The sequence below is a fragment of the Ureibacillus sp. 179-F W5.1 NHS genome (assembly GCF_045369345.1).
GTDB classification, from domain to species: domain Bacteria; phylum Bacillota; class Bacilli; order Bacillales_A; family Planococcaceae; genus Ureibacillus; species Ureibacillus halotolerans.
This window is the reverse complement of sequence record NZ_JBIQFG010000005.1, coordinates 25,762-40,513: the sequence shown is the minus strand read 5'-3', so window position 1 is coordinate 40,513 and position 14,752 is coordinate 25,762. Positions and strand designations below refer to the sequence as shown.

The 14,752-nt window shown below is 32.0% G+C and carries 14 protein-coding genes and 1 pseudogene; 8 read left to right on the top strand and 7 right to left on the bottom strand.

Features of this window, described 5'->3' with window-relative positions; translation table 11 throughout:
- Positions 1–32: 32 nt before the first annotated feature.
- The 3 genes from ACH0B5_RS04095 to ACH0B5_RS04085 form a co-directional block, all read right to left on the bottom strand.
- The gene (locus ACH0B5_RS04095) at positions 33–248 is read right to left on the bottom strand and encodes a hypothetical protein (RefSeq protein WP_122971194.1); all 216 of its coding nucleotides are present in this window, start codon (positions 246–248) and stop codon (positions 33–35) included.
- Between the two features lie 111 nt (positions 249–359).
- Positions 360–1,904 carry a solute symporter family protein gene (locus tag ACH0B5_RS04090; protein WP_122971195.1) on the bottom strand — a complete coding sequence of 515 codons (1,545 nt, stop codon included), beginning with the start codon at positions 1,902–1,904 and terminating at the stop codon, positions 360–362.
- Entirely contained in the window at positions 1,901–2,230 is a 330-nt protein-coding gene (locus ACH0B5_RS04085) for a DUF485 domain-containing protein (RefSeq protein WP_122971196.1), read from the bottom strand. Before ACH0B5_RS04085 ends, ACH0B5_RS04090 begins: the two co-directional genes overlap by 4 nt.
- A gap of 757 nt (positions 2,231–2,987) precedes the next feature.
- Between ACH0B5_RS04085 and ACH0B5_RS04080 the strand changes: the two genes are divergently transcribed.
- Complete coding sequence (locus tag ACH0B5_RS04080) at positions 2,988–3,644, top strand: potassium channel family protein (protein WP_341362102.1); 657 nt, start codon at positions 2,988–2,990, stop codon at positions 3,642–3,644.
- A 1,156-nt stretch (positions 3,645–4,800) separates the two neighbouring features.
- Here ACH0B5_RS04080 and ACH0B5_RS04075 read toward each other — a convergent pair.
- Both ACH0B5_RS04075 and ACH0B5_RS04070 read right to left on the bottom strand, forming a co-directional pair.
- The gene (locus ACH0B5_RS04075) at positions 4,801–5,127 is read right to left on the bottom strand and encodes a YnfA family protein (protein WP_122971198.1); all 327 of its coding nucleotides are present in this window, start codon (positions 5,125–5,127) and stop codon (positions 4,801–4,803) included.
- A 229-nt stretch (positions 5,128–5,356) separates the two neighbouring features.
- Positions 5,357–5,662: a YciI family protein gene (locus tag ACH0B5_RS04070; RefSeq protein WP_122971199.1), complete on the bottom strand. Its 306-nt coding sequence runs from the start codon at positions 5,660–5,662 to the stop codon at positions 5,357–5,359.
- A 271-nt stretch (positions 5,663–5,933) separates the two neighbouring features.
- On the opposite strand from ACH0B5_RS04070, the gene ACH0B5_RS04065 reads away from it, so the two are divergent.
- On the top strand, positions 5,934–6,425 hold the full coding sequence (locus tag ACH0B5_RS04065; protein ID WP_406927429.1) for a hypothetical protein: 492 nt from the start codon (positions 5,934–5,936) through the stop codon (positions 6,423–6,425).
- A 152-nt stretch (positions 6,426–6,577) separates the two neighbouring features.
- Here ACH0B5_RS04065 and ACH0B5_RS04060 read toward each other — a convergent pair.
- A pseudogene (locus tag ACH0B5_RS04060) lies at positions 6,578–7,085 on the bottom strand (sulfite exporter TauE/SafE family protein); the annotation flags it as partial.
- A gap of 615 nt (positions 7,086–7,700) precedes the next feature.
- On the opposite strand from ACH0B5_RS04060, the gene ACH0B5_RS04055 reads away from it, so the two are divergent.
- The 5 genes from ACH0B5_RS04055 to ACH0B5_RS04035 all read left to right on the top strand — a co-directional run bounded on the left by ACH0B5_RS04055 (position 7,701) and on the right by ACH0B5_RS04035 (position 12,673).
- A complete protein-coding gene (locus ACH0B5_RS04055) occupies positions 7,701–8,819 on the top strand; it encodes a GerAB/ArcD/ProY family transporter (protein ID WP_122971201.1) in 1,119 nt (372 codons plus the stop codon).
- Between the two features lies 1 nt (position 8,820).
- Positions 8,821–10,278, top strand: a complete 1,458-nt coding sequence (locus ACH0B5_RS04050; protein ID WP_406927428.1) for a spore germination protein — start codon at positions 8,821–8,823, stop codon at positions 10,276–10,278.
- Positions 10,275–11,417 (top strand): Ger(x)C family spore germination protein, encoded by a 1,143-nt coding sequence (locus tag ACH0B5_RS04045; RefSeq protein WP_122971203.1) that lies wholly within the window; start codon positions 10,275–10,277, stop codon positions 11,415–11,417. Before ACH0B5_RS04050 ends, ACH0B5_RS04045 begins: the two co-directional genes overlap by 4 nt.
- 222 nt (positions 11,418–11,639) lie before the next feature.
- Positions 11,640–12,080, top strand: coding sequence for a hypothetical protein (locus tag ACH0B5_RS04040; protein ID WP_241559277.1), 441 nt, complete (start codon positions 11,640–11,642; stop codon positions 12,078–12,080).
- Between the two features lie 179 nt (positions 12,081–12,259).
- The gene (locus ACH0B5_RS04035) at positions 12,260–12,673 is read left to right on the top strand and encodes a MerR family transcriptional regulator (protein ID WP_122971204.1); all 414 of its coding nucleotides are present in this window, start codon (positions 12,260–12,262) and stop codon (positions 12,671–12,673) included.
- Positions 12,674–13,005: 332 nt separating this feature from the next.
- Here ACH0B5_RS04035 and ACH0B5_RS04030 read toward each other — a convergent pair whose 3' ends face one another.
- On the bottom strand, positions 13,006–13,407 hold the full coding sequence (locus ACH0B5_RS04030) for a hypothetical protein (protein ID WP_406927427.1): 402 nt from the start codon (positions 13,405–13,407) through the stop codon (positions 13,006–13,008).
- Between the two features lie 479 nt (positions 13,408–13,886).
- Here ACH0B5_RS04030 and ACH0B5_RS04025 point away from each other — a divergent pair, with 479 nt between their 5' ends.
- Positions 13,887–14,675 carry a TerC family protein gene (locus ACH0B5_RS04025; protein ID WP_406927426.1) on the top strand — a complete coding sequence of 263 codons (789 nt, stop codon included), beginning with the start codon at positions 13,887–13,889 and terminating at the stop codon, positions 14,673–14,675.
- The last annotated feature ends 77 nt before the right edge of the window (positions 14,676–14,752 follow it).

Here is a 14,752-nt window from a genome sequence, read left to right as displayed (position 1 = left end):
CATATCTTTTTTATTAATAAATAGGAAGATTTCTAAATAAAAAACATAAAAGACATTTCCATTTGCTGACCTTGCTCTTCACGGAAATGCCTTTTATGTTTTTTAAATCCTTTTTCTAACGTTTCTAGTTTTGTTTTAGTCTTTCGTTCATGGGTACTAAAGTACGATTGTCCTCTTAACATCGTCACATCTTTACCATGTTGACGCATCATTTTCAATCGTTTTTTCTTTGCCTTTGATATAGCCAATTAATTCACCTCATATTCATTTTGTTAACTATTATTTTATCTAAAAGAACAATGAAAGGAAAGGGGAGGAAAAGAAAAACCTCGAGTCTTGAAAACTCGAGGTTTAGATTATTAGTGTGATACATCATGAACGGAAATACCAGTTTGAGCTTTTACCTCTACTTCACGGTATTTCGCTTCATCTGTCTCTTTCGATAATAGAGTTCCAATCCATCCACCTAAGAAACCTAGAGGAACAGATACAATCGCTGGGTTCGTTAAGAATATTAATGGATCTCCAACGAAAATTGCTTTTCCTGCTTCAGGACTCCAAACGTTTGGAGATACCGCTACTAGAACTAAGGCTGAAATTAAACCCGTTAACATTGCCGTTACTGCACCAGTTGTATTGAAACGTTTCCAATAAATTGTATAAATAATTACTGGTAAGTTTGCAGATGCGGCAATACAGAACGCTAAAGATACTAAGAATGCTACGTTTAACGTTTGTGCTCCTAGTGCTAAAACAATAGAAACAACAGAAATAATAATAGATCCTACACGAGCAGCAATAACTTGCTCTTTTTCCGTAACTTTACCTTTTTTAATAATTTGACCGTAAATATCATGGGATAGGGCAGAGGCACCTGATAATACTAATCCCGCTACTACGGCTAAAATTGTCGCAAAGGCAACCGCACATACAAAGGAGAATAAAATATCTCCACCTAATGCTTGAGCAAGAAGTGGGGCCGCCATGTTGCCAGCAGCATTTGCTTCTACAATTGTTTCTTTCCCAACGAATGCAGCAGCACCAAATCCTAAGAAAATTGTTAACACATAGAAAATACCTACAATCCAAGTAGCCCAAATAACAGATGAACGGGCAGTTTGAGCATCTTTTACAGTGAAGAAACGCATTAAAATATGCGGTAATCCAGCTGTACCTAATACTAAAGCGACTAACATGGAAATTGTATCAATCCCGTTAGTATATTTTAAACCTGGATTTAAATAAGCTTGTCCAGCATCCGTCGCCGTCGTCATTTCTGAGAACATCGTTAAGATGTTGAAATCAAATTTTGCTAATACTAAGAATGAAATAATAACTGTACCTAACATTAATAAACATGCTTTAATAATCTGTACCCAAGAAGTTGCAGTCATTCCACCAAATAGAACGTAGATTGTCATCATAAATCCTACAAGTAGTACCGCCATCCAATAATCAATACCTAATAATAATTGAATAAGTGCACCTGCACCAACAAGTTGTGCGATCATATAAAATAATACGATAACAATTGAACTTAAAGCAGCAGTTCCACGAACCTTTTTAGCGTCAAAACGAGCAGAAATCATATCTGCCAAAGTAAATTTACCAAGGTTACGTAATGGTTCTGCTACGATGTATAAAACAACTAAGTAAGCTACTAAATAACCTAATGAGAAGAAGAAACCATCAAAACCTGTTAAAGCAATCGATCCAGCAATACCAAGGAAAGAGGCAGCAGATAAATAGTCTCCTGAAATAGCTAGCCCGTTTTGCCATCCTTTTAAGCCTCCACCAGCAGTATAGAAATCGCTAGCAGTACTCGTTCTTCTTGATGCCCACCAAGTAATAGCTAATGTTAACCCGACAATCGCTAAGAACATGATTACAGCAGTTGCACTCATTTATTGACACCTCTTTCGTACTCCTCAATAATTGCTTTCGCTTCTTTATCGTAAGAGTTTGCTTTCGATACATACAAGTGTGCTAGTGCCCACGTCATAACAAATAGACCTGCAGAGTAAATCCATACCCAAGTAATTTCACCAATGGCTTTTTGATGTAAAATTTCAGTGAATGATGTCAAAATTGGCAATAGCAAGTAAATAATTAGGAAAATAGCTGTAAGAGTCCATAAAAATTTATTTTTCCTCTTTGATAATTGCTTAAAAGATTGCAATTCCGCAATTTTGTCATAATCAATTGGTGTCTGATTTTGATTTCCTGCCATACACATCCTCCTTTTTGTCCTTTTTTACTACATCATGTTCGTAAAATTCTATTTTAATAGTTTTTACAAGTTTCATTGTATTTACTCGTTCACAAAATTGCAATACTTTTTGCTCAAAAAAATTTTATATTTTCAAAAAGATTTGAGAATAATAGAGAAATTATAGTGCAAAACGATAAAATTAAGCTACAAAATGCCTAACAAATAGGTTTCCATCGATATGAATTAAAGTAGAATTTTTTTAAATTATTAAGTATTGACAAATGATTAAGAAGTAAAATAACGAGTCAGATATAAGAATATATATAAAATTTAATATTTTAAGATAAATATTAATGTATATATTAAACACCGAACAATAGGAGAAACGTGTCAAAAGGGTGGTAGGAAATTTCTAAATTGATAGCGACATAATTAATTAAAATATACTAATTTTATTGACTACATGAAGATAAAGAATTCCTACGAAATATACGGAAACAATCGATTAGGTTTTGGATTAAATAATACAATTCGAATAATAAATATAATACATGGAAAAACTTATTTATCTAAGAAGATGGTATAAAATTGCATTTTGCAGTACTTTGAATGATTTATTCAACTAATAGCAAACTAATATATTAACCATACTTACGTTTCATTATTTCCAACCATTTGTTAGACCCAAAATAGGAATTACTATAAAAACAATTGAATCTTACGAACAACCAATGGGAAAAATAATTTTGGGAAATTACTATAGGAGTGAACAAATATGGCCAAAAAACAATATGCTGTAATTGGATTAGGGAGATTTGGAACGAGTATTGCTAGAAGGTTATATGAAGCTGGCCAAGAAGTTTTAGGTATTGATCTAAATGAAGAGAGAGTTGAAGATGCTGAAAAATACATTACACATGGTATCATTGCAGATTCTACTGAAGAAAAAGCCCTTAATTCCGTTGGCATATCTAATTTTGATTGTGTGATTGTCGCCATTGGTGATGATATTCAAGCTAGCATATTAACAGCTATGCTTCTTAAAAATCTTGGTGTCAAAAAGGTGATTGCTAAAGCTATAAGTAAACGACACGGTCAAGTTTTAGAGGCGATAGGCACAAACTGGATCATCTATCCTGAACGGGATATGGGTGAGCGCGTAGCAAACCAACTTCTTTCCCCAAATATGCTGAATTATATTGAATTATCAAAGGAATATAATATAGAAGAATTAATGATCCCTAATAAAATGGCTGGTAAAAGTTTGAAGGAGCTTGATTTACGTGCCAAGTTCAATATAAGTGTCATTGCAATTTTACGAAATGGAGAAATCATTATAACACCTTCACCAGAAGAATCGATTCATAGAGGAGATATCCTGGTATCGATAGGGAACCGAAATGATCTAGCAAGATTTTCTAATATCGAGTGAGTTGCACAATAATACGCTTACAATAAAAATTTTGCCCTGTAAATAAAATATAAACGTGCAGGGGCAAAATTAAACCGTATAGAAAAGGATAAATATATTGCGATTTTGATATGAAAATACTGCAGCAGAATTTAAGTAGAGATTTTGTAAAAGAAATAGTAAAATTTTGTACATTTAAGGAATAGTAAATGTTAAAAATGAAAATAGTAATACAAAAATAAAAAGTAAAAAGTAATATTTTAATAGTAAGCTTTAAATTTAGCGATTTATAAATTCATAAAAGTGTTATAAATCGGATATAAAATCTTCTAAGTCAGTTTAAACCGAACTAAGATAAATTTTATTAAAAGCAGCTTAGATAATTTAAAAACTTGAGTTTTGAACAAAATTTTTGATTCAGTCTCACTATTATAAGTATACTTTTGAAATGAAACACAACTTCATATAATTCATATTATGTAAACTAAAATTATTTAAAATAAAAAGAATCCACTTAAGGATCCTCCTCTTACTTGATTTTTTAAGTAATTCAACATACTTTGTTCAACAATATCACTAATGGTCATATTGTTCATTTTAGCCCACTGTTTTATTTGATTGATAAGATCCTCGTTAAATGTTGTTCTAAATTCAACGCGTTCCTTTTTTTGTTTTTATTATCGTATTGACTTTATTCTTCAGGATTTTAATAATTTCAGGTTCTATTAAATCATTTATAAATATTTGTTTTTCTTTAGCTAGCTTTTTAATTTACTTAATATATCCCTATTAATTCTAATTTTAATGCTACGCTTGCTTGAATTGTTAATATGTACAATTTGAGTGCCTGCAATTTCCCAAGCTTTCTTCTGTCTATTATCTTCAATAATAAACGGATTTTTAGAATGTTGTGATAAATATACTCTTTTATAAAAAAATAAAATCATCATGCTGACAAACAAAAGATGTTAATTTAATTATACGAACTTTTGTTCCTGTATTCAATTGTTAACAAAGATAGAAATGTATAAACATTAACTAATCAGCCTATCACATTAGTTTTCCTGTCATGCTGTTTGATGCCGCGCAGCTTGTCAACACCGAATAAAAATCAAATAATTTACTGGATTTTAAAGTTTGTTTGGCCCATACTTATTACCTTACCATAATCTAGGTTTTACTGGCGTGGTGCGAATAACATGACTGAAACACCAACTAAGCATATACCTGCACCAATAAAATCATATAAATCAGGTGTTTTTTTATCGATGCCCCAACCCCATAAAACAGATAATACGATAAATACTCCTCCATAAGCTGCATAAACTCGACCGAACGACGAAAAAGCTTGAAATGTAGCGATAACACCATAAATAACCAAAGCTAATCCTCCAAAGATCCCCCAATAAAATGCTCGACCTTCTCTTAACCATAGCCAGATTAAATATCCACCACCGATTTCTGCTAACCCTGCTAGTACAAACAAAACAATTGAATACATCATTATAAATTAACTCCTTAGATTCTATTAACATAATTTTAATTATCCCTATTTTACAATTTACCTATATTCGTATACTGTAAAAACTCTTTCTAAATTTTATAAAACCAATAACAAGCATCCACCGTTAGGATAATGGCAAAATAAATTAGAAAAGAAGCTTTCCTTATTGAAAAGCCTCGGATATGTGAAGGACATTAATTTTTCGATTTTACAAACGTCATAAGTTACTTCAATCATAAAGTTCCATAAAGATAGGCGCTACCTTGCAAGGCTTTATCTCTATTTTCTGCCACACATTCGCCACAACGTAAGGCTCGACCCTCAACCAATTTTCCAACTCCTCTCTTGATGGAAAATCGACTACCATCATCGATCCTCTCATTTTTCCATTATCATCAAGAATTGCGGCACCATATAAATGCTGACCTTCTTTTACTCTTTCTTCAACTGATTTTAAATGTGCTTCTCTAGCCATTAATCTTCTTTCGATTGCTTTCTCATCCGCGCCATCATAAGCTGTTATTATATACTGCATTTCTTCCCTATCTCCTTTTCTAATTTCCATTTACTACTATACTAAATGAAAACAACAAAATATTAAATCATTGGGAAAAGATCAGTTAAAGAACCCATTCATTCCTTTTGTACATATACTATCTAAGAAAATAACGATTTGGGATGTATTACATGGAAGTAACCAACTCTTAAAAGAACAAACATTCCCCCGCCTTTCATATTAAAAGCAGTAACCTATTCCATCTAGTTGGCTAAAACCAGAATTACTCCCACAATTTTGGAGGTATAAAATGACAAATTTTTATTCATTTCATGGAACGGTTACGGCCATTAGTGATTTTTTTACAGGGCAAAATGGAGAAAATGAAGGTTGTACTAAATTATTTACTGTTCAAAATGAGATGGGTGCAGTAGTAAACTTTGTTGTTACTCCCTCAACTTATTTCGTAGAGCATGAAATGATTGTTGAAGGTGACCGCGTAACAGGCTATTATGATGGAGACTTACCTACTATCCTTATTTATCCTCCCCAATATCACGCACTTGTAATGGTAAAGGATAACCCAAATCAAAATGTGAAAGTAGATTATTTTAATAACCAATTGATCAGTAGCAATGGACAATTACAATTAAATTTATCCAGCTTTACGCAAATGTTATTAACAAATGGACAATTCTTTTCGAAATATCCAGCAAACCGCGATTTAATTGTTATCTATGGACCTTCCACAAGAAGTATCCCAGCTCAAACAACACCTTATCAAATAATCATTTTATGCTAAGTGTATTCGTTTTTTATTTTTCCCAATTGAATGCATCGGAGATTCAATTAGCTTTGTAAGTTCCTATCACTAACATATAAAATCCGGGAGTTCTTGTCCTAAAACTTAGACAAAACTACCGGATAAAATTACGTCCCCAGTTTATTCATTTATTATAAAATATCCACCCATAATTTAATTGCTGTCCCTAAAACTAAAACTGCTAACATTCCTTGTAATGTCTTTGTATTCACCTTTTTGCTGATTTTCGCCCCAAGAGGAGCTGCTAAATTCCAGCGATAATCACTATAGAAGCAATTAAATATTATACTTGTCCTGTTGATATTTTTCCAATGGATCCTGCTATATAAGATATAAAGGTAATGGCTAAGCAGATGCAATTGTCATTCGTGTAGGAATTTTAAGAATTAATAACATAATCGGAACCAACAAAAATCCTCCACCCGCTCCTACTACACCAGAACCAATTCCAACAATAAATGCTAAACTAGCTGCTAACGGCTTACTAAAGCTCACTTCATCTAATGGTATATCATCAATTTGTTTTTTAGGAATAAAAAGTAATGCTAATATCCCGTAAACAATGTTTATTTGAACTTCGCTTAATTGTAATGACCCAAAACTACCAATCAATGTACCAATCGTGACTGATATAGCCATCCTTACACATTTTCTTAATCCATGCAGGAATATGCTAATGCTCATCGATTAACTAACATGAACTTCTATAATGTCAATCGAACATAAAGTATCCACTGCTTTTTTGCAAGGAAAATGGACATTGGAAAAACATAACTTTATTGATAGATTTCATTTTAAACTTTCTTTTTTAACTTCACTTTAATATTTTGTAAAGGAAAAGAAAAACTGTCCTACTTAACGTACTGCATCTCTCCATATAAAAATACCCCTTTAGGTATATGTGATGTTAAAAATAAAAAGTCAATAGTATTTATTGACTTATAACAATTCAATCCACAGCTTTTTCATTACCTTCTGCTTCTTGTAAAAAATCAAACAGTAGAAACTTGAGTGATGACAGATTTGCGTTCTTTACCTTCAACTATCATTTCATTTTCATTATGCCTCTGAGTGATCTTCTAATGGTTTATCTCGATTCCTCAGTTTAGCCTCATAAGATTCAAATGCTACAATTTCATATTTAATGCAGAAAATGTGAAAAAAGTTCGTTTTCCAAGTTTCTCATTTTAATACTAATTCCCCAATATTATGTCAAAACTAAGAGTTAATACTATCGTTTTTAAGGGGATTTATATGGGAAAAATTAGTTTGCTACATGTCGTATTTTTAGTAATGACCTTCATCGGATTAAAAAATCACGTAACAATTTTGCCACCTATTTTAGAAACAGCAAAAAGAGACGGATGGGCTTCCGTAATTTTAGCCGCTTTCATCATTTTCCCATTGTTATTTTTAATTATTTACATTCAAAATAAATCAAATCAGCAACCGATGAAACAATGGTTGAGAGAAAAAATCGGTCCTACTGGATCTACAATACTATTGTATAGCATCGTTATTTTTTTATTAATTTCAGCTGCCTTTACGATGCGTGAAACCATTCTTTGGATATCGGCCACCTTTTTACCACAAACCCCTCCAATCTTTTTATTAACGATTTATATCATCCTTTGTTTTTTACTCGTTTCTAAAAATATTTTAACGATTGTTATTGTGAATGGGTTTGTATTATTTTTTGTTGTCATTTTTGGTTTTTTTGTGGCCATTACGAATTTACAAGTTAAAGACTATAGTTATCTACTTCCTTTATTTGAAAATGGGTTTACACCAATAGCAAAAAGCATTTTTTTCCCTGCATCCGGTTTTATTGAGTTATTTTTACTACTTTTTCTTCATCATTATTTTAAACAAAAAATGAAATGGTATCATCTTGCGATTATGCTATTTATTTTGATGGGTTTAACTTTGGGACCGCTTATGGGGGCGATTACTCTATTTGGACCAGAAGAAGCAGCAAAACAGCGTTATCCGGCCTTTGAAGAATGGGGTCTAGTTTCAATTGGTGCATTCATTACTCACATGGATTTTTTATCGATTTATCAATGGCTAACAGGAACATTTATACGCGTGGGGTTATTATTATTTATTGCTGCGGACATATTAAATATAACTGAAGACAGTAAAAAAATATGGTCTTACATGATGCCACCCTTTTTCATCATCAATTTAATCCTTTACTTATTGGATGATAATTTATTTTTCAAATTAAATACCCATGATTTTTTAATTATTACATTCGTTTATTTCTTACTTTTATCGCTTCTTATAGGTGCTGTTGCCCTTATCTCTAATAGACAAAATAAAAACAAAGTCCGAAGTCCAAAAAACAAAACAGAAAGTAGTGAATCTTAAAATGGACACATCTGGACATTCTTCATTTAAGCACTTTGAATTAAAGCAACTATTCGAGAAATCTGAAGATATTATTTTTAACGAAATGACCTTTCAGCAATCGAAGGTTTTATTGATCAAATGCGATTCAATGGTCGACGAACAGCTGCTATATACTCTTGTTCTTCCGAATATAGAAAAACTTTATAAAAATTCTACAAATCAAATTACAGAAGAACAAATTAAGCAATTACCTATCCCCAATTTAAAGAAATTAACTGATAAGAAGGACGTTATTACATCTGCATTTAGTGGCAATCTCCTAATTTTCTTCGAAGATAATGAGCTTCTTTATTCTTGCAATATTGCACGAAAACCCAATCGTTCAATCGAAGAAACAAATATGGAAGTAATGGTAAAAGGGGCAAGAGATAATTTCATCGAAGACCTTGCTACAAATATTGCCCTTATACGAAAACGTCTGCCCACAAATTCATTATGTGTTGAAAAAATTGAAATAGGTAGAAGAAGTAAAACGAAAATTGCGCTTCTCTATTTTGATGATATTGCAAATAAAGATATTCTAACAGAATTAAAAACACGATTTCTAGAAATCGATACAGATATCATTATAAGCGGTGACTCTTTAATGGAATTTGTCGATAAAAAAAACTGGATTTTTCCTACATCAAACTATACAGGAACTGCAGAGTTTGCGGTCCAGTCATTGCTGAGGGGAAGATACGTAATTTTAGTGGACACTGTAGCATATGCCACTATTACACCGGTCAATTTTTTCTATTTATTAAAAGCGGGAGAGGATTTCGAAGTCGCGGGTATATATAGTGTTTTTGCAAGAGGCCTTCGACTTATTGGTACATTACTCGGAGTAGCACTTCCCGCCTTTTGGCTTGCTTTAACACTTTTTCACCAAAATCAATTGCCATTACAATTACTTGCGACGGTTGTTATGACAAATCAAGGTTTACCATTTCCAGCAGTATTAGAAATGCTATTAATTCTTCTTATGTTTGAAATACTTCGAGAAGCTGGCTTGCGGCTTCCTACTAAAATTGGCGGAATTATTGGCGTCATTGGAGGACTAATTATAGGTGATGCGGCGATTCGATCAGGTATTACAAGCCCTGCAATGGTCGTAGTAATTGCAACTGCAACAATTGCTTCTTACACCGTTGTTAATCGGGAATTAGAATCAATAATAAGTATTTTACGTATTTTCTGCATTCTTTTAACAGCATTTTTTGGTTTGTTTGGATTCTTCATTAGTTTATTTTTTCTGCTTCTATATACAGCAAACATACGTGTTTTCGGCATCCCTTATATAAATATTACAGCAGATTTAAGTTGGGATAATGTGAAACAGACGTTGTTTAGAGTTGCCAAGTATAAGTATAGAAAAAGACCCGATTTCTTAGAAGCCCAAGATAAAACACGTAACAACGAAGGTAATAATCGATGAACAAAAAATATTTTATCATCCTCATACTACCACTTATCTTATTAGCTGGCTGTTGGGATTTAAATGAAAATGAACGCATGTATTATGCTTACGGTGTAGGTGTAGATTATCAAAATGATGAATATGTCATTTGGATTCAACTAATTAATTTTGCAACCATCGCAAAAACTGAGCAATCTACTATCGATGGGATGCAGTCACAAGTATCATCTGCTTCAGGAAAAACATTTGATGAAGCTCTTTTCAAGCTTTATCATGCAATAGATGAAAGGGTTTATTGGGGACATTTATCCCTTTTAATTTTTAGTGAAGAAGCGTTAAACCAAGGACGCGTGAACTCTGTTCTCAATACTCTAACCCGCTATACTGATACTCGTTACAATATTTGGGTATATTGTACTGATCAACCTTTAGATCAATTCTTGATTACTGTTCCAGTTCTCAATAAAGGAATCAGTTTAACTGTTATAGGCGACCCTTTAAATTCATATGAACAGGAATCTTTTATTGACCCAATTGATATCAGAAGATTAATTATAGATTTGGATGAGCCTGGTCACGAAGCGAACATTCCATATATAACATTGAAAAAGGATTGGAAAACACAAAAAGGTACTGAATCTACCATTAAAATTAATGGAGTCGGAGTTGTAACAACAAAAGGATTTAAAGGTTTTATTAAAAACGAAGATGTTAGCGGTCTTCAATGGATGAGTAATGAAACAAAACGAGGAGAAATTACAAATCAATACAAAAATAAATATTTAACTGTAACTCTCCGAAATATTAATGTAAATGTAGTGCCGAATGTTAATGGGAATGATGTAAAGTTCGATATAAATATTGGTTTGAATGGCACTTTGGCAAGCTTTGAAGAAAATTTAACCTCGAACAATATAAAGGAATTAGTCATTCAAGAAATGAAAAAAGAAATTACCCAAACTTATCAAGTTGCTTTGGAGAAGGATATTGATATTTATCACTTTTCAGAAGTATTATATCGAAAAAATGTAAAGGCATGGAAGAAGCTTCAACAAAATGGGAATATAAAATTAGATCATGATACAATCGGCAAAATTAATATTAAAATAGAAAAATTAACCTCAGGAAGAAAAGCCTTTAAAGAAACAATAAATTAAACATATTTACCCTTTAGAAAATATTTTAACTGTCGATAAACCTTCAGAATAATACAATCTGAAGGTTTTTGTTATTCAAGTTTGTTTCCTGGAAAAAAAGAATTTTTTAATTCTCCACTCATAGCGATTCATAACCGTGAAAAAATCCATATCTAAAATGCCCCAATCCCAATCAATAACAGTTATAATATTCCTAGTTTATTTACTAAGGAGTTTTGATTGGTGATTCATTATAGACGTTTAATTAGAATGGAAAATATAGAAATATTCAGGATTGTTAAAAACAGTGTTTCAATGGGATACCTTATCATTGAAGACTTAAGAAGAAATTTAAATGATACCGAAAAACAACTACTCCCCTTTAGAATAATGGAAGAAGAAGAACTGGCAGAGTACAAAAATCTAATTAAGATTTATATTCTTTCAGATGAGGAGTTAGCAGAGGAAGATAGAACGATATTTGAGGAATTTGCTATGGATTTAGTAGATTTAAAAGATGGCTGTTTATATATTCTTGAATCTTATGTACACGAGCAATTATTTATAGAGACTCCTCTAGATTTACGAGTTGAAGATTATCAAAAAATGTTACATTTAGTTCAGTCGAGTTATGATATATCAAAATTAGATTTGAGAAAAACAATGTATTTATCACAAGAATAACCGTGTATCTAAGTTCATGATGCAAAGTATTCCCTCTAGAATCTCTAGCCTATATTTTCCTTCAAAAATGGATATAAGACATCATAACCTGTCTTTGACATTAAGATAGTAGCCTGATACAATCTTTAAACAAGATAGAGTTAACTCGAAGTCTATCAACGTAGAAAGGGAATAGCAAAATGAATACCTATACAATAAGCGAAGTTGCAAAACAATTGAATCTTACCGTATATACATTACGTTATTACGATAAAGAGGGACTTTTGCCTTTTGTGGAACGGACATCTAGCGGCATAAGGATGTTTAAAGAATCCGATATCGAAGCTTTAAAAGTGATAGAATGTCTAAAATCAACAGGTATGCCGATTAAGGAGATTAAAAACTTCATTGATTGGTGTTCTGATGGGGATTCAACATTGCAACAAAGATATGACATGTTTATAGAAAGAAAAGCTAGTGTTGAGGCACAAATGGAAGAATTGAAAAAAACATTAGAACTCATTGACCATAAATGTAACTATTACAAAACTGCATTAGAAGCTGGCACGGAGGATGTTCATAAATCGAATAAAATAGAGATCCCCCATTCATAGACTTGTATTATGGATTTATAATCAAAAATGTCACCTTTCAATTCACTTCAGCACTCAATTTGCTGTACACCATCTACAATAACATTAAAGGTACATATTTTGTCACAGCAACAGCAACAATATTGATTTATACGAAAAAACGGATTTAATTCCATTTGACAAGTTGGAAACGTTCTTTACTGAAAATTTAAAGTAACAATTATTTAAATATATGAATTTAAAAGCTCCCGTTATTACGGGAGCTTTTAATATGTTTAGTTAACTAATTCATAAGTATAATTACTTATTTAGTCTAGAGATATAGATTAACATATCGGTATTGTTGAGAATAACTATTGTTTTACGTGTTCGTATTTCAATATTTCAATAGTAAATCCATGATTACATTTTTGCTTATTTATTTTGTCACTATCACAAGATGGGGAAATTTTAACCTGAACAATATCTTCTTTAAAATCTTCAATTTTATTCGAAGGAATTTCTATTTTTATAGTAACATCATACGAATGATCTTCTTCATAAGAGATATCAACAATTCCCTTCCACTGCCAATCAAAAAGAGAATTCTTACCATATTCCCTTAATACTCTTTTATCAACAGTTGGAAATATTATATCTAAGATAATATCCTCTGTAGTAACATATAGTTTTTCTACTTCATTTGACTTAACAATTTGCGTAGGTGTAAAAACGCTAAAAAGTATACCGAATAAGAATAATAGTTGCTTAATCATTTACATACACACCTTTAAATTATATTTATTCTTATTCTTTACATATTGTATCTATTTATTTCTAGAATAATGTGGATGTAGTATTAACTATTTTACTTTTTTGTAAAATCTAGCTATTCCTTGATTTTCGTTACTTATATTACATTGACAAGAGTAGCAAAATTTTGTATATTAAATTTAATCAATATGAATAGTTCTCCTAAAGGGGAGTAGCTTTAACAGCGAAGTCGTCATTACGGAAGATTTAGTTCTTCTCGGCTTTGTTGGCAACGAACTTGTTGTTAGCAAGACCTTTACCTCTGTAACGGTAAAGGTCTTTTATTTTTTTAAAACCTTTATCTAACGAGATAAAGGTTTTTTGTTTTTTAAAGTAAACATTCTCAAATGAACGGAGTTGGAATGGATGAAGCTTAATGTTAATTGGTAATCACTTATGTTTTTTATAAATAGTTGGATTATAAATTAAGGGGGAATTAAAATTGGATATATCTTTATTATTGGAATACGGTTGGGTATTACTACTTTTAGTTGGACTTGAAGGGTTACTAGCAGCGGATAATGCACTCGTTTTAGCCATTATGGTGAAACATCTTCCAGAAAAGGAAAGGAAAAAGGCCCTATTTTATGGGTTAGCCGGTGCTTTTATTTTCCGCTTTGCTTCATTATTTATCATTTCTTTTCTTGTCGATGTATGGCAAATTCAAGCACTCGGAGCATTATATCTTTTATTCATCGCCATTAACCACATTGTAAGGAAAATTTTCTTTAAAAAGAAAGAAGAAGAAACTGATGAAAAAGAAAAGAAAAAATCTGGTTTTTGGGGAACAGTTATAAAAGTCGAGTTAGCTGATATCGCTTTTGCGATCGACTCCATTTTAGCAGCAGTTGCTCTAGCCATGACGCTTCCAAATACAACTCTACCTCAAATTGGTGGAATGGACGGAGGAAAATTCCTCGTTATCTTTATAGGTGGTTTTATAGGGTTAATCATAATGCGATTCGCTGCAAACCTTTTTGTAAAACTACTCCATTCAAGACCTGGACTTGAAATAGCTGCCTTTGCCATCGTTGGTTGGGTTGGTGTCAAACTTGCAGTATTAACATTAGGCCATCCAGAAATCGGAGTTATATCTCATGATTTTGCCCATTCAACGGAATGGAAACTAATCTTCTACGCTGTATTAATCTCCATTGCAGTAGCCGGTTGGTTTTTATCAAAGGATAAAAAAGAAGAAGTCGCTACAGAAGAAGAACCTACAGCCGAATAATGTCCTTTTACCGGGAAGGGATATACCCCTTCCCTTTTACTTTTCATTTATTTCTTTTACTTAAATTGATGTTCTTA